Below are 23,256 nucleotides of genomic sequence, written 5' to 3'. Positions count from 1 at the left end.
GTTTATGAAAATCATGTCCCGGGCTAAAAAAATTGGTTCCGGGCATTTTTTTACTGGCAGGCACTTCTCGCCAGGAGCGCACTTCCAAGTGACGGTAACAGGCAGCCTACTGAGGAGCAACGCAAATGGCTGAATAGCTTCTCATAAGGAAGTCCATCCTTTAAAAGCGATAAAGTGTCACCAATCCAGGCAGTCCACAAGATTTGCTAGTTGTTTGCCCCATTTTTATCAACGATTCAATCGATGATAATGGGGCGAATGAAAGTCGAAGAAATTTCACCAATAAAAGTCGCTCCGCTTACCTTTGTAAGGTTAAGAACAGCAAATAATCGATTTTCATACCGGGCAAGGTTAGAAATAATACCTCAACACAAGACTCGGTTGGTTGAGGAAGCCCTCCACTTCAAAACCCCATCCATGGTATTGCTGCGTGTCGACACTATTATACGGCCTTCTTCTATTGTAAACCCTAAATAACTCAGCGTCTAAAAAAACCAATTCAAAACTGAATTTTTCATGGGGGAAATAAGCCAGACCTAAATTCCAAGTAGAATCTGCCAGATTTCAAGTAAAACTCCTAACTTAACGTACTCTATACATCCGATGAAAAAAAACCTTGTTCTACCAAGTATCAAAACCCATACTCAATGAAAACCTGTTTCACCTGTATCATTTTATTTATCTTTTCAGCCATGAGCAACGCACAAGGTACCGACACCCTTTACGTTTGGCCAGGCACGGTCCCCGGCGAAACGGAGGCCAAACATCCCCCCGTTCAAACCGCCAATACCAGCGGAAATGTCACCCGACTGACCGATGTAACGGACCCGGCACTCGTCGTATTTGAGCCGAAAGGACCGTCCAACGGTGCCAGTGTCATCGTCTGTCCGGGTGGGGGCTATAATATCCTGGCCATTGACAAAGAAGGGTACGAGGTAGCGGAGTGGTTTAACCAACTGGGATTTACGGCGTTTGTGCTCCAATATCGAGTTCCGGACAAACGGGAACCTGCCCTCTACGACCTGCAGCGGGCCATCCGACTGGTACGTAGTAGGGCCGGCGATTGGAAGCTGGACCCCGAACGATTGGGGGTGATTGGCTTTTCGGCTGGCGGCAGCCTGGCAGCCCGGGCCAGTACGCGTTTTGGAGAAAGGACCTATAGACCCGTCGATGCCCTGGACAGCCTTTCGGCCCGTCCGGATTTTGCCCTGCTGATTTATCCGGCCTACCTGGACGAAGGAAAAGATCGCAGCCTCAGCCCAGAACTAAGCTTAAGTGAGAATACCCCTCCCCAGTTTCTTTTCGGTACAGCGGATGACCGCTATGGCAACAGCGCTCTGGTGATGGCAGGAGCCCTTCGGGACAAGAACCTTCCCGTTACCTTACATTTACTTTCGGAAGGCGGTCACGGCTACGGCATGCGGAAAGGAAACAATGCCGCAGAAACCTGGCCTGGTCTCGCCGAAAAATGGCTTCGCCAACTCGTTTTGGACAATAGCCAGCCGCTGATGCCACGATAACAATCGAGCTCCATGAACTTTAACGAATCGCTGGAAAAACTAACTACTCTCCTGACGGGCGACCTGGCGGATCTGCGGCAATTGCTTGTAGCACTGCTGATCGGTTTGGTGATTTTTGTGTTTTTTATTTACCTGTCCCGATGGATAAAAAGACTTGTGCTTAGCCGGCTGAATAAAAGGACGGAGGACAGCCTATTGACAAGTTTTATCGCCGGAAGCATCCGACTGCTAATCATGCTTTTCGGCATTACCCTGGTATTGCGATTTCTGGGCCTTACGGGTGTTGTCAGCGGAATACTAGCGGGAGCGGGTATCACTGCCTTTATCATAGGCTTCGCACTGAAGGATATTGGGGAAAACTTTCTGGCAGGCATCCTGCTGGCCTTCAAAAGGCCCTTTAAGATTGGAGATCTGGTCGAGATTCAGGGACTGAGTGGCAAGGTCCGCGCCCTGAACCTCCGAGACACACAGATCAAAACCCTGGACGGTAAGGATGTCTTTCTCCCCAATGCTTCTATTATTAAAAGCCCCTTAATCAATTACACCATTGACGGATATTTGAGTTATGGTTTTAAATTGGGATTGGGCTACGGCTCTGATTACCGGAAGGCCTTGGCCCTTATCCTCACTACCCTAAAAGCGGTGCCAGGGGTGTTGGCAGGTAAAAAGGGACCTGCCGTATTTGTAACCGATATGGGGGATAGCAATTTGCAAGTGCAGGTCAGTTATTGGGTAAACACCTATAATAAAAAACATTCCGACGTTCAGGTGCGCTCACAGGCCATTCTGTCCGTGCTGGAGGCCCTGGAAGGGGCGGGTTACCCCTTGCCAGGGACGATTATCGAACTGAAGGGCCCTTTTCCCCCGGGAGAAGGCAACCTTGGGGGATAGAACAGAGGAGATGTATGGGTAGCTAAAATACGGCTACCGGTTTTATAGCTACCCAAAAAATTCTTCATCCACTCTGAATTCTTATGTCATCCCCCGGCAGGCTGCACTTTTGGGGATGAACCAACCTTAAAGCAAAGTGTGCTCAGCAATTTCGATTATCCTGTTTGGATAAGGTCTTTGTTTAATAACTCCTGATACGGTTATCTCAACTGTTCCATCTCCGCGATGGTTTCTTCCAGCTTTTTAAAAACACGCCCATATACCAACCGAACGTCCCACTGGTAGATTTTGTCCGAAAAATATACCATCAATAGCGTTAACAGTCCCATCAGGACCAAACCGATCAAGGGAAAACTTCCAACAAAGGTCAAGCCCGGAAACTGTTGCTGTACTTTTAGGGCAAGTTCGGGTTCCCGGGTCCAGGCGGATGCGATGGTACTGCAGGCGATAAGAAAATATACCGGATAGGTATAGCGTACTACTTTCTGATTTCTAGCCAGGGAATTTTTTAGCCATTGATCAAAGGACTTGAGGTAATCAAAGCTAGTTTCCCCCTGATTCAGGCCTTTGATTCCCTGCATTTGACGTTTACTGTACCATGCCGTCAGCAAAAGCAGCATGGATACAGCCAATCCCAACCAAAGGACATCCAGAAAATAATATACCAGTGGGATCAGTAGTGCCATGATGACAATAGCCATTACGTTTGCCCTGAACAATCGTTTCATTCGGTCAATCAAATGAATCGACTTTTGATTGTACAAATCATTTATCTTGGGAGCGACCAGGCTTTTCTCATGTAGAAAACCCTCTTTCCATACTGCTTCAATTGAATTTTTCATTGTATATTCTTTTTAATCTTTCTTTAATTCGGTTTATTCTTACGCCAATACTGTTGGGATTAGTCCCTAATATTTCCGAAATCTCCTGGTAGGTCTTTTCTTCCAGGTACAGGAGGATCACCGCCCGGTCTACTTCTGACAGGTGTTTGATCGCTGCATACAATTGATTTAGGGATTCGTTTTCGAAGGCCCTGCTTTCAATCATAACGGTATCAGGCAATGCCTCTGACGCAAAGAAGGTTTTCCCCGCTTTCTTCCTTTTTTTGAGAAGGGTCAAACAAACGTTCAAGGCTATCCGATACACCCAGGTAGACCATTCGCATTGGCCCTTGAAATTACCCCTGCTCCTCCAAAGTTGGAGGCATACTTCCTGGTAGTAGTCTTCATAATCCTCCTGGGAATTGGTATACGCCCTGCAAAGCTTAATGATGATGGCGGTAAAGGGCAGTATGGATGCCTGGTAGAAGTCCTTACTCATCTGGATAATTTTAGCATCCTATCCATTCCTTCTTCCATCCCGAATGGCCCCATGGTGGGCACAATGGTTGGACATAGCCAGAAATTGACTGAAAATTTGCCAGCAGAAACGCATGTTTTTTACCTTTTAAAGGGCGTTTCACCTTGTAATCTGACCTGAAAGCCAGAAAGGAAATCAAATAATTCTCTGAGGGTGTTTTCTTCATGATTTGGATCTTTTCTTTAGTTAGTGGCCAAAGTCAAAAAAAATTACACCCTGCCGGATTCTTTTTTAAAAAATAGTATGATCTTTATCTTTTTGTTTATTCCGGGTGATTTGAAGACCGTATACCATAAATTAACAAATATCCTATCATCCAGAATTCATCAACAGTAGCCGGATCGGTTAAATTGGCAAGTGACTATTGACGAAAATGCCATTTGCAAGCGTCTTGGAGTCTTTTTTTCACCTTAACTGCTTCAGTTTTTGTTCTTTATCTGCCAATTCCACCATTTCTACTATTCGTTTATTTCAGCGGTAGGCAATAACCTGGAATCTTCCAATGCTGCGGTCCTATGCCCTGCGTTCTCCAAAAACGCCTTGCTTTGGGCAAATTCCATAAACTTATCTACCGACAGGTATTCTACTAAGACGACCGCATCCCACTTTTCCGCTTCCGGTCCAATCAGGAAATCGTTACCTTTTCCGTAGTACTGGATGCGGCTTCCCGCTTTTTCTAATTCCGGGAGGATGCATTTTATATACCGTTGGAAAGCTTCCTCTCCACTGATTTCCGTTTCGGGTTTCAAGGGATCCAGACCGGAATAGTCCGCTACCGGGCGAAACCGTAACAGGTTCAGCATTACTACCTTACCTTTGCCGTGAAAGTTCTGATAAAACCTCTTTGCCGCTTCAGGCATGGCATCCAAGTAATTCTCCATTTTGTCTAAATTTACGAATGTTTATACGTATAGAGATGGGTGTATGGTGCAACAGGTGATCCATCATTCACAAGCTGAATCAGGCGCATAAACCCCTCACAATTGCTCCTATTTCGTTTATCCGATTTCAGGGATCATAAGACATATCATGTATTCCAAATAAGTACCCTTCTCAAAAACGACTTGCCTATCCGCCTGCCCGGAACGGTTTTTCCATTAGCCATTACCTTCAAATACAGCAACTGCTCTAACCGGCGAGCCGGTCCCTCCTCTGATTTTGAGGGGTAGTGCAATAAAACGAAAACGTCCTCTATCAACCAATTGGTAAAGATTAACCATGTTTTCGTAATGGGTAAATCCCAACTCCCCACAGATATGATGGACTTCTTTGTTGGAAACGTTGGGAACTCCAGGCGACATGGTCTCTACGCCAAATGCAGCAATTTCCGTTTCTCCCAACAAACGCGCTGTCGCTGTAGAAATGCCGGGACCATTCTTCCAATTCGCTGTGCCATAGTGCTTCCTATGATGGTCTGTGTACAACAAAACGGTATCTCCTTTTCTAATTTCAATATTTGCTTTCTCACAAGCCTCTTCTATTTCGGCAGGTTCAATGAGCGCTTTCAGGTTTTTATGTGAAAAGTCCAAGCAAATACCCTCTGTATAAAACATGGATAGCGGCATGGTATCAATGGATTGCCCCACAAACGGTCTTCCCATATGGTTTAACGCATCTACGTGCGTCCCGGTATGCTCGCCCAATTCCAACTTGTAAACACTTGGTGTAGTCGTTGTCGGATAGGGAATTTTGTCCCACTGCTCATGTGTCGCATGGATGCTAATCTGAACTTCCGGTAATCCATTAAACACCGGCATTCCGGAATATATTTCTTGACTCAGGTCAATTATTTCTGTCATTTGGTCATTTTCTTCTATTAACGAAAATTATTTTAGGCAAGGGTTTCACGCCAAGACCGCCACGAAGTGCGGCGAACGCAGCGGGATGCAAACCCGTAGTTTAGGTCATCGAAATGTATCATTTCATTTTTGGTCGTGCCTTCATAGGCTGAGGCATAACGGTTAAGTGCACGTTTGCGGCCCGGATACGTACTTTGATTTTTCATTTAAACACAAAATACCTAGCGTTATGAAATACACGAATTTAACGCCATAACCGGGCTAAAACTCGCACAATGTTAGCGGTTCGTTTTTATTGTTTTATTAGTCGATATTCATAAAATCCAATTCCTTTATTTGCTGAAATTGTGATAGCTGATTTTCTTTCTTGAATTTCATAATCTCCATCGAGAATTAAGTTTCCGTCGAAATCACCATACCATCCCTTCTCATCATTAAAGTTAATTTTATTACCGTCTATTTGAAATTTTCCACTACCTCCTGCCGGAATATGGTTTTCTCCACTTGAACACGTAAAATCTCCATTTTCAAATTCGATGGTTACTTCATTCGAAAGCTCCATTTGGTCATAGAAAATGGGGTCTTCGGAGTATTCGACCGTAAAAGTTCCAGTATAAACACCTTTTAATTCAGATAAAGGAAGTTCTTCATCCTTGTCACAACTCATAAAACTCAGAATTATTAGTGCGAAGATGAAATTCTTTATTTTTAAACTATGTCTCATTTTTATTTGATTAGTAATTTGTTGCTATCTATAAAAACACTTTTGTCAAAGTAGATAAATGCTCTGATCTATGGTTGTTTCGTACAGTTTTTGTTAACTCTGTCAAAAACTAATATCATCAAGATGCAAAAATTAATCATATGGTTACTTAAAATTTGTGATTACTTAATAATTTAGGTTTTTAAAACTGACCGCTAGCGGTTTGCCAATATCGGTAGGCATGGTTTTCGAAGCTCATCCCTATCCGCCGAGGAAAACGCTGAAACGAAGGACGGGATGCTCAATGCAACCACTATTCCCCACGCTTACCTATATTGGCTATTATGGGTTGGTTCTGAATCATTTTTTAATTCTCTTTTTAATGTGTCGGTTAATTTTGATGGACTTACTTGTGTCAGTTTCAAAGATTCACAACCGTTAAAAGTTGCGAACTGTCTTAATAATTCTGCAAAAGATTTTGCCCATATTTCAACGTCTATATTTTGATTTTCAATGTGCAGATGTATTATCTCAAATTGTTTTTCTTTTCGATGAGCTTTGCAGTCCATTCTGCCTATAAATGTATCGTCAAATAAGATGGGTAAACAAAAATAGCCATTCCGAATGGCGATGTTTGAAGTATTCCCTGACTTTCTAATGTAACGCGTTGTAATTGTTGTAATGTCAATTTCTCTCTGTGTTTGTTATTATTCAGAAATAGAAATATAGGTTTCTACTTCTGCATTGTCTCCGTCAAAGTATTTTTTTTGTGAACAGTTACATCTGCACGGTAAGCTCTTATAAGTTCAGTATCTTGCCATATTTCTGTCCACGTTTTTATTATTGCTTGGGGCATTTTTCCTTGTGAGATATATTTTTTCGCTTTCCCAACGGAAATTTCCTATCCTACAAAACCATCAAGAATATTGTCCAATGTCGTTACAGAAAACCCAATGATTAAGGAATATTTCCCTGTATAATCACTTTCATAGGTACTATATGCAATATCCCTCCTCCTGCTTTCAGTGATCAAATTAAGGATTTCGGATAAGGAATCTAGGGTGAACGGGTATTTTTTTTTGATATCAGACTGCCCCTATTGCTATTTGGTAACGATACCTATTGGTTATTTTGGTAGTGAAAATCGATTCCCTGGATTTGGTTTATTTAAGGAAAAGTATTTTAGGCAAGGGTTTCACACCAAGACCGCAGCGAAGGCGCAGCGAACGCAGCGGGATGCGATACGTGATTACACAGCATCGTGATATTTTGACTCCGGAGGGGAAAGGTATTTGGAGGAAAGGGTTTCACGCCAAGAGCTCAGCGAGCGCACCGGGAGGCGATAGTAGCCTAATTGGCATCTTGAATTTTCCTTTTCGTTGGGATTATTTTTAGAGCATATTGAGCACATATTGCAGCCACTGCAAATCCTTGGCGGCTGCGAGAAAAAGTAGTCTCATCCGGTTAATTCTCTAAAAGCACCGCTCCTTCCGGCCACCCACGCAAAAAAGGGACTCGACAGGAGCCCCTTTTGAAAACGCACATCAGGGATTTCTGATGTAGGTTGTAAGATGAAATAAAAATAGGTAGGAAAAAAGACAGGTATTTTTGTTAAATGATGATAAATCCGATTATCAACAACCATATTATAGCGGACACCATTATAAGTACGGTAAATTGTTTATCTTTCATAGCTCTGATCTTTAAATAAAACAACGAAATTAAGTTACAAATTTAGGCCTACAAAACAAAATTTTATATGTACAAATTTATTTTTTCCTTAACAATCACCAGGAAATAACTTGTGAAAATAACAAGTGATTCACACAAAAGGTCGTACAAACGACAATTATTGTTATTTATTTTGAAAAACCCCTAATTTTTCTGCCTTTTTTTGCTATTTAAATTTTTTTAAAATTTATGGCCAACTAATTCTTGATAGGAGAAAGGTGACTCAATTCGTGATAGTGTTTTTGATTTTTTGACATGTTCTCTGCGGTCCATTTAATCTTTTTGCTATTGGGATATTTCCTTACCGCACAGTTTTTTACCTGGCAATAATGGCAACAAGACGCTGGTAAACAGGGGTCTGCGTGGACAAATACCTCAATGTAGCCCGGAAGGCTGTTTTCCAAAACTTCTTCTACTTCATGGACCTCATCGTGAACCCGGACCAAATCAAAATAATAAGGCAGGGTCAGGTGCAGATCGATATGGCTGTCCCCGCCATACTGCTGCACCCGCATGTTGTGAATATCGATCCAATTGGCTTTTCGGTGTCGGTTGAGCACCTGAACGGTCTTGCTAATGGCTTGGGGGTTGGATTCATCCATCAGCCCTGCCACTGAACGGCGGACTAGGAAATAGCCGTTGTAAATAATGTAGAAGGCAAAAGCCAGGGAAAGCAAACTATCCAATACGGTCCAACCGGTAAAGAAAATCAAGCCAATGCCAAAAATCAATACAAAACTGGATATCGCATCGGTGGAAAGGTGTTTTCCATCTGCCTCCAGCGTGATGCTATTCAATGCCTTTCCTTTTTTCTGCAAGAGGTACCCCAGGATGCCATTTACAAGTCCTGAGAACCCCACCAAAGCCATTCCCAAAGGCAAATCCAGTAGTTGCTGCGGGAAGATCAATGCCCATACCGACTGGTACACGATAAAAATACCCGCCAGAATTATTAAGGTCCCTTCAATCCCCGCACTAAAAAACTCGATTTTCCCATGTCCGTAAGGATGGTTACTGTCCTTTGGCAAGGCACTGAGGTAGATGCTATATAGTGCAAAACAGGAGGCGACCACATTGACGATACTCTCCATCGCATCCGTCAGGATGGCGTTAGAGCCAGTCTGGAAGTATGCATAAAATTTAATGATCATCAATACCAGGCTGATGACCACCGACCAGATAATGAGATGCTTTTTTTCCTTTTCCACTTTTTGATTCCCTGATGCGTTTCAAAAATAAGGTTATTTAGGGGGCTGGAAAAATAAACCTTGAAATATATAGCCGGAAATGATATTCGAAAACACGGATTTTTTACCAGAATTGGTTACTTTCAATTAAATTTAATTGTATCCCATTTCAACCCTTACCCCATGTCAAAAATAATTCTTCCGTTTTTTCTGTTTTTTCTTTGCCTGACGGTGGTAGAGAGCCCTTGCCAAACCACTTCGCTACAGCAATCGTCCCCCCTCACGCCGGGTTCACCCTCAAGCCAGGGAATATCTCCAGAACGATTGGCTAGAATAGACGAGATGTTTAACCAAGCCCTGGAAGAAAACACCATCCCGGGGGCGGTGGCATTGATTGCCCGGAATGGAAAAATAGTCTTCCACGAAGCCTATGGCCAAGCCAATGAATCCGGAAAACCCCTTGAAAAAGATGCCATTTTTAGAATAGCATCGCAAACCAAAGCCATTACCTCTACGGCGGTCATGATGTTGTGGGAAGAGGGGAAATTCCAACTGGACGATCCCATTTCCAAATACATTCCGGAGTTTAAAGACCCGCAGGTTTTAGTCAACTTCAGGTATGCCGACACCAGTCATACTTCTCGCCCTGCAGACAAAGAGATAACCATCCGCCACCTGCTTACCCATACCTCCGGCTTGGGCTATGGGGTCATTGATGGAGATGAGCGGATGAAAATGCTGTATCAAAAGGCCGGTACTACGGATCTTTTTACCACCGAGAACGTAACCATTAAAGACGTAGTGATGAAATTGGCCGAATTACCCTTGCACCATGATCCGGGGACCAAATACACCTATAGTATGGGATTAGACGTATTGGGCTATTTCATAGAAATCATGTCCGGAATGAGCTTCGAGGCATTTTTGGAGCAGCGCCTGTTCAAGCCGCTGGGGATGGAGGATACCGGGTTTTACCTTCCCTCGTCCAAATCTGACCGGCTGGTAGCCATACAGCGTAAAGTAAACGGAGAATGGGAAGACTACCCCAATACTTTTTATGAGGTAGATTACCCCATAAAAGGAGCCAGAAGCTTTTTTTCAGGAGGAGCCGGCTTATCGAGTACGGCCACAGATTATGCTACTTTTCTACAGATGTATTTGAACGGAGGAGAATTGAATGGAAAACGATTTCTTAGCAGGACCACCATTGCCAGCATGATGGCAGACCAAACCCTGGATTTATATGGGGGTGCAGATCAGCATTATGGACTGGCTTTCGGTGTATTGACCGAACGAGGTCAGGCCAAAGGCGGCCTGGGAAGCCCTGGCACCTTTGTATGGGGGGGATATTTCAACACCCAATATTTTGCTGATCCTCAAGAAAACATCATCGGGATCGTTATGAAACAGACCCAGGGACCCACCGGCGACCAGACGGCCTGGAAATTCAAACAAATGGTTGGGGCAGCCGTGGATGATTGAATGACCCGAATAAACCCTTGCCGCCGTTCAGCCATAGGGAATGCTTTTCGCTGCTTCTTAATTTGGAAGATGACGGATGCAATTTGATCGGAAAAATCCGTATATTAATCAAGAAAAGTTACTTTGTGATTCCCTGCACGCTATCCTGAATAGGGATACTTTATGACAGATTATGAAAATGGAGCAAGGTCTATTGAAATTCGGGTTGATTGTATTTCTAACCCTGGTGTTTTCTCACCCGCCGGTTATTGCCCAGGAGGAGCAAGCCGAACAGGTAAAAGAATTTGTTCTGATTCAAACAAGGGATGGAAACGAATATTCAGGTAGCATACAGTCCGAAGATGCGTTCCGCATAGTCCTGGAAACCGAACAGCTCGGAACCATCACCTTACAACGATCTGATATTCTTCAGATACGCCGATTGGATAGGCTTAGTCAGGTAAAGGGTCAATTCTGGTTTGCTAATCCCCAGGCTACGCGATACTATTGGATTCCCAATGGATATGGACTAAAAAAGGGGGAATCCTACTATCAAAATGTGTGGATCTTTTTCAATCAGGTAGCCACCGGCATTACGGATAATTTTTCGATAGGAGGTGGCGTGGTGCCACTTTTCCTATTTGCCGGAGCACAGACCCCGGTATGGATTACTCCTAAAGTTTCTTTTCCCGTTGTAAAAGATAAAATCAATCTGGGAGCAGGAGCTCTGGCAGGAACGGTTATCGGCCTGGATGATGGAGGTTTTGGCATGCTCTATGGCCTTTCCACATTCGGGTCCAGAGACAAGAACCTTACGGTGGGACTGGGTTGGGCCTTTGCAGGAGGCTCCATAGCCAATGCCCCTACCCTGTCGGTAGCAGGAATGATCCGCACCGGTCCACGCGGCTACTTTTTGACCGAAAACTACTTTATAGCAGCAGGAGGCGAAACGATAGGAATAATATCGGCAGGAGGAAGAAGAATCATCAAACGAATCGGGCTGGATTACGGATTATTTTTACCCCTTGCTCCGGGTTTGGATACCATCATCGCTGTTCCCTGGCTGGGACTCACCGTACCCTTTGGTAAAAACTAAGGAACCCGATTGCCGTAACCTTAGTCCGGATTTGCGGACCGGATTATTGTGCCGGCATGTTTCACTCAAAACCTAATTTCCCTATCTTTGTGCGCTATGAGCGAGAAAAACTTTAAGAGATATACCATTACATCTGCCCTACCCTACGCCAATGGCCCCTTGCACATCGGTCATTTAGCTGGCTGCTACATTCCTTCCGACATCTACGTTCGCTACCTCCGATTACAAAACAAAGACGTAGCCTACGTCTGCGGTTCTGATGAACATGGAGTAGCCATCACCATTAAGGCTAAAAATGAAGGAATCAGTCCTCAGGAAGTGGTAGACCGCTACCATGGTATTATGAAGGAAAGTTTTAAAAAATTTGGAATCAGCTTCGACCATTATGCCAGAACCTCGTCTCCTGTTCACCACGAAACGGCCGGGCAACTTTTTAAAGACCTGTATGACAAAGGAGAATTTGTAGTACAGGAAACCGAGCAATATTACGATGAAGAAGCCGGGCAGTTTCTGGCCGATCGCTACATAGAGGGCACCTGTCCGCAATGCGGGTACAGCGAAGCTTATGGAGACCAGTGCGAGAAATGCGGGTCTTCTCTAAGCCCTACCGAACTGATTCAGCCTAAATCCAAACTTAGCGGCAATACTCCTGTACTAAGAATGACCAAACATTGGTTTTTGGATTTGGGTAAGTATACTCCCTTCTTAAAGAAATGGATACTGGAGGATCATGCCAAGGATTGGAAAAACAATGTTTTGGGCCAATGTAGAAGTTGGCTGGAAGCAGGGGAAGGACTGCAGGCCCGGTCCATGACCCGGGACATGGATTGGGGTATTCCGGTACCTTTACCGGAAGCGGAGGGCAAGGTGTTGTATGTTTGGTTTGATGCTCCCATTGGATACATTTCATCCACCAAGGAATGGGCTAAGGAAAAAGGGGTGGACTGGGAACCCTACTGGAAAGATGCGGATACCAAATTGGTACATTTTATCGGTAAAGATAATATCGTATTCCATTGCATAACGTTTCCTGCCATTCTTAAGACCCACGGGGATTTCATTCTGCCGGATAATGTCCCTGCCAATGAATTTTTGAATCTGGAAGGGCAAAAAATTTCCACCTCCAGAAATTGGGCGGTGTGGCTGCATGAGTACCTGGAAGGATTTCCTGGACAAGAGGACGTACTTCGCTATGTCCTGACAGCCAATGCCCCGGAAACCAAGGACAATGACTTTACCTGGAAGGATTTTCAGGCGAGGAATAATAATGAACTGGTAGCCATTTATGGTAATTTTATAAATCGGGCAGTGGTGCTCACCCACAAATATTTTGACGGCAACGTACCTGCTCTCCATGATTTACAACCAATAGATCAGGAGGTGTTAGTTGCATTGAAGGAATATCCGGATAAAATTTCGAATTCACTGGAAAAATACCGGTTTAGGGAAGCGCTCGCCTATATGATGGATTTTGCGCGAACCGGGAACAAGTACCTGGCTGACACCGAACCCTGGAAAACCATTAAAGTGGATGCCGATCGGACCGGTACCATCCTATCGGTTGCATTAAATATAGCCGCCAATTTATCGATTATTTCGGCACCTTTTTTACCTTTTACGGCCGAAAAAATCAAAAAAATGCTGGGGCTGAAGGCCTTGAATTGGTCTGATGCAGGACACATGGATCTTTTGAAAGCGGGCGATCCCATTCAAAAGCCGGAGTTACTCTTTCAGAAAATCGAAGACCACACGGTGGCAGCCCAGATCAAAAAACTGGAAGATAGCAAGAAGCAAAACGAAGCAACTCCCTATCAGGCAGATCCCGTAAAGCCAATCATTCCTTTCGAGGATTTTGCAAAGTTGGATTTACGAGTGGTTACCATTTTGGAAGCTCAGAAAGTGAAAAAATCTAAAAAACTACTGCAGTTATCGGTTGATACCGGTTTGGGTAAGAAGACGGTATTGAGTGGAGTGGCAGAACAATTTACACCGGAAGAGTTGGTCGGAAAACAGGTGACGATGTTACTTAATCTCGCCCCTAAAAAAATGGCCGGAATTGATTCCGAAGGCATGATCCTGATGGCCGCCGACGATAAAGGTAATTACAGGCTTTTACGTCCCGATGAGCCGACCCCTCCCGGAGCCGCTATCAGTTAATTCCGAGAGTTCAAGGACCTTTTTTTTTCTTCTAATCGAAACAGGGTCAAACCATTATCCGGCTGTAGGTGTTGTATCAAGAGATTCTATAAAAATTGTTCATGAAAACATCCCTTATCCCAATCCTTCTTCTGGCGTTTATGAGTACGATTGATCAGATTACCTTAGAGGATTTGCGTTGGAAAAACCGCGTTTTATTGGTATTTCCCGTTGGGGCCAATTCCGAAAACCAATTCATACCTGAGAGCGACACCTTGCAAGGCGAAATGGAGGAAAGGGATATGGTTTATTTTGTCTTTGGAGATTCGCTAAAAACCAACAGTGAATTCTCCTTTGCCACTGAATACATCAAACAATTGAGAGCAAAACATACCTTGGGCAGCAAAAAGGACTGCTATGTTCTCATCGGAAAAGACGGAGGAACCAAACTCCGAAGAGAACAGTCCAAAATCGATTGGGAGGAGCTTTTTGGCACCATCGATGCGATGCCCATGCGTATGCGGGAAATTAACGAAAAGGATAATTCCCGTTAGTTCACAGGTACTTTTAACTGTCCTTGAACCAACCCGTAATACTGATCCGCTCCTTCTTAGTAGGCAACACTTCATGAGGTATTTCCCCGCTTAGGAAAGTAACCAGCCTTCCCCCCACAGGTAAAACATCCCGATACGTTTCCACCCCATTTTCTGCTGTAAAATACATTCGAAGGGCCCCTTCATCCGATGCCTCCCACCGTTCATTCAAGTATAGAATCACGGTAACCTTCCGGTAGCTTACCGATTGGAATCGATCGAGGTGCCTGAGGTAAAAGGAACCGGGAGGATACATGGCAAAATGAGCTTCAAAGGATCGAAGCCCGAGATAACAGCGCTGGTTAATGGCAAGTCGCAAATTTTCCAAGCTATTCCAGAAAGTTTGCTGTAGGGGGGTCAATTGCAATTCATCCATCCACATCACTTTATCACTTCTGATTTCAGGTTGAATGGAAAATGATTCACCCTTCCCCACACCGGCGTGCCGAAATTGTCCATGGTACATCAAATCCTGCTGCTCCTCCAGTAATTCTTTTCTGAATTTTTCTGAAATGTATTGATCCGTTATGGACCAGCCATTTTGATACAGTTCCTGGGCGATCTGCTCATTAGAACGGGTATCGGAAAGCGGGTTGTGCTGCGTCATACCTGCGAAATTCGAAAATATTCCTGACATTTCAGGGAAAAAAAGGCTCGGTGCCAAACTATTTCAGGTTTTCCAGATTGAAATTGCTATTTTAAACCTTGCAAATAATGAATAAGCATTAATTTTGTGGCTTGTTTTTAAAAAAACCACCATGCATTTAAAATCCGACGACATCACCCGGCTGGAAGTTGATTACCAAACCGGTGAAGTTCCTCCGCCATTCAGTCATGTATTCAAGTTAAAGCTATCCTTCGGTAAGAATTTCGTCAATACCCAATTTGATATTCAATATACGGGCAGAGAGGATATGACTCCGGAAGAAATTACCGATGAGGGATTTACCCTTGAGGACGATTACCGGTTTACGGGTGAGATTCCCAATTTGTGGGAGCAAGTATTCAAAAAATTATATGCCTCCTCCAAGTGGTCTAACCAAAAATCCCTGGGTGAAAAAGGCGGTATCAAATTACTCGCCAAGGACATCCATGGCAAAATCACCCGCGACATTCCGCTTAATCAGGAAGAATGGTACCTCTGCTGCCAGGATTACATACAGGCCATTTATGAGGTTAGCAAAAAAGAGGCTCCCCTATGCCTGCGGTTTAAAGAAATTGGCCCGGAAAAGGGGGTATTCGTAGAATTATTATTCAAATTTTCGATCAGAAAGGTGGAGGCTAACATAAACCAGCAAACCGGAACACTGGACTGGGAAGAAGGAAGAAAGCTAGCCTCTTTGATTTTTATACCGGACTACGATTACGATACTGCTAGAGAAGAGGAACCCAAAAATGAAGGAACCTACCTTGACTGTGGAGATGGTTACTGGCACAATTTTGATAGCGGCATCATCAATATTGATCCTGAATTTGATGCAAAAGCCCAAATCCGCGAAGAATTCAGGTCACTAGTAAAGGATTAATCGATGAGCCACCGAATCACTTCCCTGAAATTTTCCGAATATCTTCCTGTACCTCCCGGATCATTTTACCAAGATCTTCGATCGTAAGTGGTCCGGAAGAAGGATCTGGAAAATCGGCACTTACAAAGGCTTTGGCTTCCCATATTTCAAGCACCTCCTCGATGGGGATGTTGTAGGGTTTATACCGATCATTATCCGATACTGCGAATAGTTTGCCTTGTTCGGTGATGTAATTAAATACCCGCTTATAGACTATTCCTTCATTTTTGGTAACCAACACATAGGTCTTCCCATTTTTTACTTCCATCCCATGCTCCAGGTAGGATCCGATGATTAGGGTTCCTGGTGTCAAAGGAAGCATGCTGTCCCCACTTATTTCAAACGCGCGGTAGGTTTTATCTTTGGAGAGGTTTGGTAGTCTGAAATTTGGAAGGTTTTCCATGTATTCGGGATCGGCATAACCGTTTAAATACCCGGCAGAGGCTTTCGCTCCGACCATGCTGATCCATTCTTCTTCCTGTTCGTCCAGGGTCACGGTCAGGATTTTAAGTTGTTGCTGTTGTAAATACTTTCTGCCCTTGCTTTCGATATCCCAAAAAAGAAGTTCGTCGATGACAATATCAAAAATGGTAGCCATTACTTCTAGTGCCGCCAGTTTGGGATCGGATCGTCCATCTTCATAAGCTGAAATCATGCTCCGTTGTACGCCGATTTTCTCCGCCAGCTGCCCTTGCGTCATGCCTGCTTTCTTTCGTAAAAACCGTAAATTTCGAGGTAAACAATTCATGCAGAATAGAGGTAAAATTGGTGGTCATCTTTCCACTGATTTTTAAAGGTAAATCGCAGCAGGTCCATTCTTGAATCCTCCCGGCGAGCCAGACGAGCCTTTATTTCCCTGCGGATCTCTTCCTCGGAGCAACCTTCCTCAATTAATAAATACCCGTAACTGGGCTTATTAGCATGTCGAATGTAAAATTTTACCTGAAGATTCCCAGAGGTTAACTTTTTAGCTGTAAACTGAATGTTTTCTGATTCTCTCATTATATTGTTTATTAAATCACCCTTTGTAAAAGTAAAAATGTTATTTTTATAAACCAATAAAAATTTCTTTTTTATCATTTCTGCTCTTTTTGGATGGGGTGGAAGAATAGCCAAGCCATTCACACTTGCTTTCAGACAGGGGAGAAAAACAGCCAGGTAATAAACAAAGGAAGTCAAAAAAGCTGGTGGCATCGGCTTCTCGCTTGACTAAACTACTTATATTTTATTCATAGGGTATTTTTTTGACCTATTTGATTTTTTTTCGTACACATAATATTAACTGTGGCTATTTTTTACACCTATTTTTATCGATTATATTTTTTTTCATTCATTTTTGGGTTAAATTTATACCAAAATAATTAACCACTTTACAAGAGAGAACTTATGAAAAATTTTAACAGAAGGGACTGGCTTAAGACCAGCGTATTAGGTTTAGGATCCCTGCCATTGATTACCGGAAACTTACATGCTAAGACAAATGCAGTATCCGGGAAAAACTGGAGCAGCGAAAGCATGTTATGGGAAATGAACCCCATTTACAAAGACGTAAAGATGAAGGCCAGGCTTTTGGCCAATGAAAATCCTTTTGGCCCTTCACCAAGTGTACAGAAAGCCATCGCTGAATCCATCAGTCTCGGAAATAGATACGGTCATTCCGATGCAGCCTATCTAATAGATATGTTGGCGGAAAAAGAGGGTGTCAAACCTGAAAACATCATGCTTGGTCCCGGATCCACTGATATGTTGGAAAAAACGGCCATTGTTTTATGTAAAGATGGTGGAAATGTCGTTTCAGCTGATCCTTCTTACATGTCCCTCGTCAATACCGCAAAGGCCATGGGAGGTGAATGGAAAGCCGTTCCGCTGAAAATGGATTATTCACATGACCTGGACGGCATGGAAGCAGCCATCGATTCCGAAACCAAGCTTTTGTATGTATGTAATCCCAATAATCCAATGGGTGCCATCACCGACCCGGAAGATTTAAAAGCATTTTGCAAAAGTGCCGCTAAAAAGCGTCCCATATTTGTGGATGAAGCGTATTTGGAATTTATGGACAAGCCTGAGGATCACACCATGGTGAACCTGGTTTCTCAGGGACATGATGTCATGGTAGCCAGAACCTTTTCCAAAATTCACGGAATGGCAGGTTTGCGGGTAGGATACCTGGTAGCTACCGAAGAGCGTATTAAATCCATCACCAGCATGGTAAGAGGTACAATGGGGCTATGTGTAACTTCCCTGAAAGGTGCCATCGCCAGCATCAAAGATGAGAAATTTCTCGCATCCTGCAGACAATGGAATGCAGAATCGAAAGCTTTTACCTTAGAGCAGGTCAAATCTATGGGATTCGATCCGATTCCTTCTCACACCAGCTTTATGATTTTCCCTATCCAGCAGGAAGGCAAAGCATTTGCCGGAAAAATGATGGATCAAGGTGTCGGAATCCGTGTATACTCCATCGCCGACCAGCCCTGGTGTAGGGTAAGTATGGGTACCATGGATGAGATGAAGCTGTTTAGCAATGCGCTGAAAACGGTGACAACCTAATCCCGCGATTAGCAATAAGCCCCAAATAACCACCCACTTTACCTTCACTAACAAACTGATTATTTATTCATATGAACTTAGCTGTCCAAAAGACGCTTTCTCTGCTATTGCTATTGGTTATCGGGTTTTTACTGAGAAAAAAGCTGAAAGATCCTGCCCAGCAGAAAGGGCTTAAAACGTTAATCCTAACAGTGGCTTTACCGGCAATTATATTTGTAGCATTGCTCAAAGCCGAGGTACAATGGGATTTATTGGCCCTTCCAATATTGGCCATTTCATTTAACTTCCTATTATACTTCATCCTTAAATATACCCTGCCTCTTTTTGGCATCGAAAAGGATTCGTCTCCGTATCGAACCTATTTATTACTCTTTCCATCGCTCGCGCCCGGGCTTTCCTGCTTTCCATTCCTTATCGAATACCTGGGAGACGATGCACTCGCCTGGGGAGCACTAGCTGACATCGGAAACAAAGTGTTTGTCCTGGTGATTGCCTATATGATCGCAATGAGTTGGTATTTTAAAATCAATAAGGATATAAAAACCGGAAATAAGGATAAAATCAAGTCGCTGTTATTGAGTCTGGTGAATGAACCCATTAATTTGGTTATTATTCTTGCGCTCATTTTGATTAGTGTGGGAATTCATCTTGAAAACCTCCCCGTATTCATCGCTACTGCCATCGGTACCCTGAGTAACCTGATGACTCCATTGGTGTTAATTTTCATCGGAATAGCAGTGGTATTCAATTGGAAGCAAATTAGGAAAATTGCCGGTTTACTAATGATCCGTTCCGGGCTTACCTTCTTGCTGAGCGGTATTGTTTTGATCTTTGCACCACAATTATCCTATGCTGCCATTTTGGTCCTGGTCGTATTCCCACAGAGTGCCATCAGCTTCTGGCCCTTTGCTCACATGGCCTCCGTTACGGCCCTGGAGCAGGAAAGTGAAAAGAAAAGGAATAAGACCTTCGATATGGAATTAGCAGTGAATATCCTGGCTTGCTCACTACCCTTCACTACCGTGATCATGCTGGCGGTATTTTCCTTCGGAGAAATATTCACTTCCCCTACGACGCTGTTTTCAGTAGGTTTCGTCTTATTGGGATTAGGGATTATCAAGCCACTTTTAAAGTGGTTCAAACTGATAGAATACGAGCCTGCATTGGAGAAGGAAACCCATTCCTCATAAAAATATAAACCACTAACAATTAATTTACTAATGTGATCAGATTAACCTCTGCTAACTACCGAAAGCAGCTTTTCAGGTGAAAAGCTGCTTTTTTTTGCTTTAGGACAAAACACAAAAAAAACCGGCCTGAAACAAGCCGGTTTTTATCATTGTAATAATCTGATTACAAATCTATTGCACGTTATACTAAGATTGATTTATTTTTGTCGAAGTGACCTGCTTAAATGCGTCGGCAAACATTTCCAGGTCATCCATTTTACCCATACTTACCCGGCAATAATTCTGTCCTGCTACATTCATACTTTTTATCCCAACTCCTTTAGCAAGCATCTTCTTTTTGAAGTCGTCGCTATCCATGGCAATAGGAAAAAGAATGAAATTGGTGTGAGAAGGAAAATAATCGTGTCCGGTCTTTTCCAGCACATCATACACGAATTTTTTTCCTTCATTATTCATTTTTACAGAATACTTAATAAACTCCTGATCTACCAGACTAGCGGTGGCCGCGCTCATGGAAGGGCCACTCAGGCTGTTTCTAGGTCCTTCTTTAGCTATTTCTTTGATTACTTCCGGCTGGGCGATACAATAGCCGACCCGTAGTCCCGCAAATGCATGCACTTTTGAAAATGTCCTGGCAACAATCACATTTTTACCATTCTTAATGCAAGCCGTAGTGGTGGACCCTTTCGGGTTTTCCATGTAATCCCAATAAGCCTCATCTACAAATACGGGGACCTTATCCGATACAGTATTACAAAAACCAATAATCTCTTCTCCAGTCATGATCTTTCCGGTAGGGTTGTTCGGGTTGACCAGATAGACCAGCGAGACATCCGGTTTTACCTTATATTCCATGGTAGACAGGTCGTGATCAAAGTTTTTGTCAAGGGGAACTTTGATCCACTCGGAGCCCATGTATTCGGCAGACCTAACCAGGGAAGTGTAGGTAGGGTTGGCGGATACCACTTTGCCATTGGCACCTCCGTACACTCTGGCGGTGGCGTGTAGCAGTTCACTTGAACCTGCTCCCAGTAAGATATGGTCTTCTGTTACACCCTCCTCCTGAGCTATCAGGCTTACCAATTTCTGCCTGTATTCTCTGGGATATAAAAAGGCATCATCTATAGCTTCTTTCAGTGCCTTTTTAGCAGAAGCGGATGGTCCAAAGGGATTTTCGTTGGAAGTCAATCTCGCATATCGCTCTTTTTTTGGAAGAAAGGAAGAAATGGCTTCCTCTTCCGTACCGGCACCTGCATAGCCCATGGTCATGAGTCCAGCTGTCATCGTAAGGCTGGATTTCAGCCAATTTCTTCTGTTTAAATTCGTCATCTTTTTTTGATTTGGTTGTTAGTGGTAATCGTTTTTTATAGAAATAAAAAGGGATGTTTTGTCATAGAACTAATCTTCTACTTCTACCCGGAGTTTAGCAGCAGAGAAAATTATTCCAAACAAAACATCCCTTACCCAAGGAATCTTGTCCCTTTCTGATTTCGCTTATCTTATTACTACTACCTTACACGTACATTGTGAAACTTCCGGAAGGCGATATCATTGTGAGTGCCCGCAAATTCGAGACGAATTTGTGATCCGGAACTTGGCTCAGATAAACCAAGCGAGGTCCAGGGATTCTCAAATAGTATTTTACCCTGGCTATCAGTGGTGAGCGTACCAATTTCATTGGTTTGGTCCATAAAAACTGTTACTTCAAGACCTGAGACAGGAATGGAATCAATACCTATATTCCGATCGAGAATACCGCTTTTGTCCAATTCGTAAAACGAACCGGCAACTGCCACGCCTGTGGCGGCATCAAATTCGTTCCCCTCCAACACCACCAAGACCGGTGCGGCGACGTTTGGAGTAGCCAAATCCTCTGCCTCTACGCAAGAGAAAACAGCGATCACTACCCCTAGTATAGCTAACTTATTAATTAATTTTTTCATGGTATAATTTCAATTGAATTTGAAAATGTCTGTTTGCAAAAATTGCTTCATTAAGAGAGCGGATTTCCTTATTCCTTCCACCATAATTCACTACGCATATTATCTTCTCCGCCCAGCATTTGGATACCGCCCTGTAGATTATCCATGTTCAGCGAATATTCAGATGGCGGGTACTCAATACGTGTAGGCAAAACACCTTCATTTACAAATATGGCATTTGGATCAGGTGTAGGCATCTGAGGAAGACCGGTTCTCCTGTATTCGGTCCAGGCTTCAATTCCCTGCCCAAAGAGCGCAATCCACTTTTGTGTCATGATGGTTTCTTTATCAACCGAACCCAATCTACCCACATAGTCGGCAGGCATTTCCAATCCATGTTGAGCAAACGAACCACTCACTCCTTTTTCGAAATATTCCATGTAATCACCAGTAATATCTCCATCTATAGCCGCCTCCGCAAGGATAAACATCAACTCTGAATAGGTCATCAAAATACTGGGAGCTTCCGGATCCAGGAATTTCTGTCCGATAGTAGATGCGGAAATAGTAGATGCTGCCGCATCTGTCAATCCATTGGGTAAGCCTTTGTACGATCCATCGCTCAAGGGCAAGGCATACACCGAAATACGATCATCATCCAGTTCCAATAACTTATCCACCAATGTGGTACTGATATTCCAATCTGAACGGGTGGAAAATACATCAAACATCTTATTTCTGCTCCCGATAACGTTTGCATGGATCAATTCTGCATAATCATCATTTCCTGTAAAAATAGGATAGGTTTCGGGAGAAGAAAGAATCTCCTGCATGATAGCCCTGGATTCAGCTGGCTTTTTAACAGCCTGACGGTTCGCCAGTTTAATTCGCAATGAATTGGCAAACTTTTTCCATCTCAGAATATCCCCGTCAAACATAATGTCTCCATTTACCAGCGGGCCATTGACCGACAGCTTTTCGTTGGCGAGCTGAAGGTCGGCCAATACACCTGCATACACCTCTTCCATCGAGTCGTATTTCGGAGAGTTAACTGGCTCCTCTGCGGCTCCTTTAAGTGCCTCTGAGTAAGGAATGGGACCAAATGCATCGGTCAGGTAAGAAAAGGTAAATGCCTTCATTACCATGGCAATCCCTTCGTAATTTCGATTCTCAAATTCTCCTCCTTCTCCAGAAAGTTCAATGACTTGCTCCAGATTTACAAGGGAACTGTTATAGAGATTATCCCATGTTCCGGAAGAAACCGTAATCGGAATTTCATAAGTATCTCCCTCGGCGTTAATGTAGATATTTCGAGCCAAATGCTGAATCCAGCACATGGCTGCATCGATGTTTAACCTTTGAAATCGGGTGCTGTGACCCCAATACCGATCCACCGATACCTGAATGGCATTGGGTAATAAAAGGGCCGGTGATATGGTCACCGGGTTGTTGGGATCGGTATTGATTTCTTCGAATTCCTCTGTACAAGAGCCCGCCATAAGGAAGAGCCCGAGTAATAAGGTATAGGGTAGTATTTTAAATTTTTTCAT

General features: G+C 43.5%; 21 protein-coding genes. 9 read left to right on the top strand and 12 right to left on the bottom strand.

What is annotated here, in order from left to right:
• Positions 1-647 precede the first annotated feature (647 nt).
• Together GJS45_RS21330 and GJS45_RS21325 are read left to right on the top strand one after the other, a co-directional pair.
• Positions 648-1,520 (top strand): alpha/beta hydrolase, encoded by an 873-nt coding sequence (locus GJS45_RS21330; RefSeq protein WP_202928151.1) that lies wholly within the window; start codon positions 648-650, stop codon positions 1,518-1,520.
• Between the two features lie 12 nt (positions 1,521-1,532).
• On the top strand, positions 1,533-2,411 hold the full coding sequence (locus tag GJS45_RS21325) for a mechanosensitive ion channel family protein (RefSeq protein ID WP_162343911.1): 879 nt from the start codon (positions 1,533-1,535) through the stop codon (positions 2,409-2,411).
• 200 nt (positions 2,412-2,611) lie between these two features.
• Here the strand turns inward: GJS45_RS21325 and GJS45_RS21320 are convergent, their stop codons facing one another.
• The 6 genes from GJS45_RS21320 to GJS45_RS21295 all read right to left on the bottom strand — a co-directional run bounded on the left by GJS45_RS21320 (position 2,612) and on the right by GJS45_RS21295 (position 9,211).
• Entirely contained in the window at positions 2,612-3,253 is a 642-nt protein-coding gene (locus tag GJS45_RS21320; RefSeq protein ID WP_162343910.1) for a hypothetical protein, read from the bottom strand.
• Positions 3,237-3,731 (bottom strand): RNA polymerase sigma factor, encoded by a 495-nt coding sequence (locus GJS45_RS21315; RefSeq protein WP_162343909.1) that lies wholly within the window; start codon positions 3,729-3,731, stop codon positions 3,237-3,239. The genes GJS45_RS21320 and GJS45_RS21315 overlap by 17 nt, the downstream gene beginning before the upstream one ends.
• A gap of 497 nt (positions 3,732-4,228) precedes the next feature.
• Complete coding sequence (locus tag GJS45_RS21310; protein WP_162343908.1) at positions 4,229-4,651, bottom strand: DUF1330 domain-containing protein; 423 nt, start codon at positions 4,649-4,651, stop codon at positions 4,229-4,231.
• A gap of 216 nt (positions 4,652-4,867) precedes the next feature.
• On the bottom strand, positions 4,868-5,569 hold the full coding sequence (locus GJS45_RS21305; RefSeq protein WP_162343907.1) for a cyclase family protein: 702 nt from the start codon (positions 5,567-5,569) through the stop codon (positions 4,868-4,870).
• A gap of 292 nt (positions 5,570-5,861) precedes the next feature.
• Positions 5,862-6,293 (bottom strand): hypothetical protein, encoded by a 432-nt coding sequence (locus GJS45_RS21300; RefSeq protein WP_162343906.1) that lies wholly within the window; start codon positions 6,291-6,293, stop codon positions 5,862-5,864.
• 1,907 nt (positions 6,294-8,200) lie between these two features.
• On the bottom strand, positions 8,201-9,211 hold the full coding sequence (locus tag GJS45_RS21295; protein WP_162343905.1) for a cation diffusion facilitator family transporter: 1,011 nt from the start codon (positions 9,209-9,211) through the stop codon (positions 8,201-8,203).
• Positions 9,212-9,373: 162 nt separating this feature from the next.
• On the opposite strand from GJS45_RS21295, the gene GJS45_RS21290 reads away from it, so the two are divergent.
• The 4 genes from GJS45_RS21290 to GJS45_RS21275 all read left to right on the top strand — a co-directional run bounded on the left by GJS45_RS21290 (position 9,374) and on the right by GJS45_RS21275 (position 14,437).
• Entirely contained in the window at positions 9,374-10,672 is a 1,299-nt protein-coding gene (locus GJS45_RS21290; protein ID WP_162343904.1) for a serine hydrolase domain-containing protein, read from the top strand.
• Between the two features lie 172 nt (positions 10,673-10,844).
• Positions 10,845-11,747, top strand: coding sequence for a hypothetical protein (locus GJS45_RS21285; RefSeq protein WP_162343903.1), 903 nt, complete (start codon positions 10,845-10,847; stop codon positions 11,745-11,747).
• A 96-nt stretch (positions 11,748-11,843) separates the two neighbouring features.
• On the top strand, positions 11,844-13,904 hold the full coding sequence (gene metG, locus GJS45_RS21280) for a methionine--tRNA ligase (RefSeq protein ID WP_162343902.1): 2,061 nt from the start codon (positions 11,844-11,846) through the stop codon (positions 13,902-13,904).
• Between the two features lie 101 nt (positions 13,905-14,005).
• Entirely contained in the window at positions 14,006-14,437 is a 432-nt protein-coding gene (locus tag GJS45_RS21275; protein ID WP_162343901.1) for a DUF4174 domain-containing protein, read from the top strand.
• Positions 14,438-14,450: 13 nt separating this feature from the next.
• On the opposite strand, the gene GJS45_RS21270 is transcribed toward GJS45_RS21275, so the two are convergent.
• Complete coding sequence (locus GJS45_RS21270; RefSeq protein WP_162343900.1) at positions 14,451-15,083, bottom strand: 2OG-Fe(II) oxygenase; 633 nt, start codon at positions 15,081-15,083, stop codon at positions 14,451-14,453.
• A gap of 151 nt (positions 15,084-15,234) precedes the next feature.
• On the opposite strand from GJS45_RS21270, the gene GJS45_RS21265 reads away from it, so the two are divergent.
• Positions 15,235-16,002 (top strand): hypothetical protein, encoded by a 768-nt coding sequence (locus GJS45_RS21265; RefSeq protein WP_162343899.1) that lies wholly within the window; start codon positions 15,235-15,237, stop codon positions 16,000-16,002.
• A gap of 16 nt (positions 16,003-16,018) precedes the next feature.
• Here GJS45_RS21265 and GJS45_RS21260 read toward each other — a convergent pair whose 3' ends face one another.
• Entirely contained in the window at positions 16,019-16,789 is a 771-nt protein-coding gene (locus GJS45_RS21260) for a LexA family transcriptional regulator (protein ID WP_162343898.1), read from the bottom strand.
• Positions 16,786-17,043, bottom strand: a complete 258-nt coding sequence (locus GJS45_RS21255) for a hypothetical protein (protein WP_162343897.1) — start codon at positions 17,041-17,043, stop codon at positions 16,786-16,788. The genes GJS45_RS21260 and GJS45_RS21255 overlap by 4 nt, the downstream gene beginning before the upstream one ends.
• A gap of 384 nt (positions 17,044-17,427) precedes the next feature.
• Here GJS45_RS21255 and GJS45_RS21250 point away from each other — a divergent pair, with 384 nt between their 5' ends.
• Positions 17,428-18,594: a pyridoxal phosphate-dependent aminotransferase gene (locus GJS45_RS21250; protein ID WP_162343896.1), complete on the top strand. Its 1,167-nt coding sequence runs from the start codon at positions 17,428-17,430 to the stop codon at positions 18,592-18,594.
• A 71-nt stretch (positions 18,595-18,665) separates the two neighbouring features.
• Positions 18,666-19,784, top strand: a complete 1,119-nt coding sequence (locus GJS45_RS21245) for an AEC family transporter (RefSeq protein WP_162343895.1) — start codon at positions 18,666-18,668, stop codon at positions 19,782-19,784.
• A gap of 186 nt (positions 19,785-19,970) precedes the next feature.
• Here the strand turns inward: GJS45_RS21245 and GJS45_RS21240 are convergent, their stop codons facing one another.
• The 3 genes from GJS45_RS21240 to GJS45_RS21230 all read right to left on the bottom strand — a co-directional run bounded on the left by GJS45_RS21240 (position 19,971) and on the right by GJS45_RS21230 (position 23,256).
• Positions 19,971-21,113 (bottom strand): pyridoxal phosphate-dependent aminotransferase, encoded by a 1,143-nt coding sequence (locus tag GJS45_RS21240; protein ID WP_162343894.1) that lies wholly within the window; start codon positions 21,111-21,113, stop codon positions 19,971-19,973.
• A gap of 179 nt (positions 21,114-21,292) precedes the next feature.
• Positions 21,293-21,727, bottom strand: coding sequence for a hypothetical protein (locus GJS45_RS21235; RefSeq protein ID WP_162343893.1), 435 nt, complete (start codon positions 21,725-21,727; stop codon positions 21,293-21,295).
• Positions 21,728-21,795: 68 nt separating this feature from the next.
• Positions 21,796-23,256 (bottom strand): SusD/RagB family nutrient-binding outer membrane lipoprotein, encoded by a 1,461-nt coding sequence (locus GJS45_RS21230; RefSeq protein WP_162343892.1) that lies wholly within the window; start codon positions 23,254-23,256, stop codon positions 21,796-21,798.

It is taken from the genome of Cyclobacterium salsum, from assembly GCF_010119245.1.
GTDB classification, from domain to species: Bacteria; Bacteroidota; Bacteroidia; order Cytophagales; family Cyclobacteriaceae; genus Cyclobacterium; species Cyclobacterium salsum.
The sequence above is the reverse complement of the archived record's forward strand: the minus strand, read 5'-3'. Positions and strand labels throughout refer to the sequence as shown.

Bases quoted from the DNA above. Each gene is read 5' to 3' on its own strand.
- GJS45_RS21330 (WP_202928151.1), top strand. From the start codon at position 648: ATGAAAACCTGTTTCACCTGTATCATTTTATTTATCTTTTCAGCCATG.
- GJS45_RS21325 (WP_162343911.1), top strand. From the start codon at position 1,533: ATGAACTTTAACGAATCGCTGGAAAAACTAACTACTCTCCTGACGGGC.
- GJS45_RS21320 (WP_162343910.1), bottom strand. From the start codon at position 3,253: ATGAAAAATTCAATTGAAGCAGTATGGAAAGAGGGTTTTCTACATGAG.
- GJS45_RS21315 (WP_162343909.1), bottom strand. From the start codon at position 3,731: ATGAGTAAGGACTTCTACCAGGCATCCATACTGCCCTTTACCGCCATC.
- GJS45_RS21310 (WP_162343908.1), bottom strand. From the start codon at position 4,651: ATGGAGAATTACTTGGATGCCATGCCTGAAGCGGCAAAGAGGTTTTAT.
- GJS45_RS21305 (WP_162343907.1), bottom strand. From the start codon at position 5,569: ATGACAGAAATAATTGACCTGAGTCAAGAAATATATTCCGGAATGCCG.
- GJS45_RS21300 (WP_162343906.1), bottom strand. From the start codon at position 6,293: ATGAGACATAGTTTAAAAATAAAGAATTTCATCTTCGCACTAATAATT.
- GJS45_RS21290 (WP_162343904.1), top strand. From the start codon at position 9,374: ATGTCAAAAATAATTCTTCCGTTTTTTCTGTTTTTTCTTTGCCTGACG.
- GJS45_RS21285 (WP_162343903.1), top strand. From the start codon at position 10,845: ATGAAAATGGAGCAAGGTCTATTGAAATTCGGGTTGATTGTATTTCTA.
- metG (WP_162343902.1), top strand. From the start codon at position 11,844: ATGAGCGAGAAAAACTTTAAGAGATATACCATTACATCTGCCCTACCC.
- GJS45_RS21275 (WP_162343901.1), top strand. From the start codon at position 14,006: ATGAAAACATCCCTTATCCCAATCCTTCTTCTGGCGTTTATGAGTACG.
- GJS45_RS21270 (WP_162343900.1), bottom strand. From the start codon at position 15,083: ATGACGCAGCACAACCCGCTTTCCGATACCCGTTCTAATGAGCAGATC.
- GJS45_RS21265 (WP_162343899.1), top strand. From the start codon at position 15,235: ATGCATTTAAAATCCGACGACATCACCCGGCTGGAAGTTGATTACCAA.
- GJS45_RS21260 (WP_162343898.1), bottom strand. From the start codon at position 16,789: ATGAATTGTTTACCTCGAAATTTACGGTTTTTACGAAAGAAAGCAGGC.
- GJS45_RS21255 (WP_162343897.1), bottom strand. From the start codon at position 17,043: ATGAGAGAATCAGAAAACATTCAGTTTACAGCTAAAAAGTTAACCTCT.
- GJS45_RS21250 (WP_162343896.1), top strand. From the start codon at position 17,428: ATGAAAAATTTTAACAGAAGGGACTGGCTTAAGACCAGCGTATTAGGT.
- GJS45_RS21245 (WP_162343895.1), top strand. From the start codon at position 18,666: ATGAACTTAGCTGTCCAAAAGACGCTTTCTCTGCTATTGCTATTGGTT.
- GJS45_RS21240 (WP_162343894.1), bottom strand. From the start codon at position 21,113: ATGACGAATTTAAACAGAAGAAATTGGCTGAAATCCAGCCTTACGATG.
- GJS45_RS21235 (WP_162343893.1), bottom strand. From the start codon at position 21,727: ATGAAAAAATTAATTAATAAGTTAGCTATACTAGGGGTAGTGATCGCT.
- GJS45_RS21230 (WP_162343892.1), bottom strand. From the start codon at position 23,256: ATGAAAAAATTTAAAATACTACCCTATACCTTATTACTCGGGCTCTTC.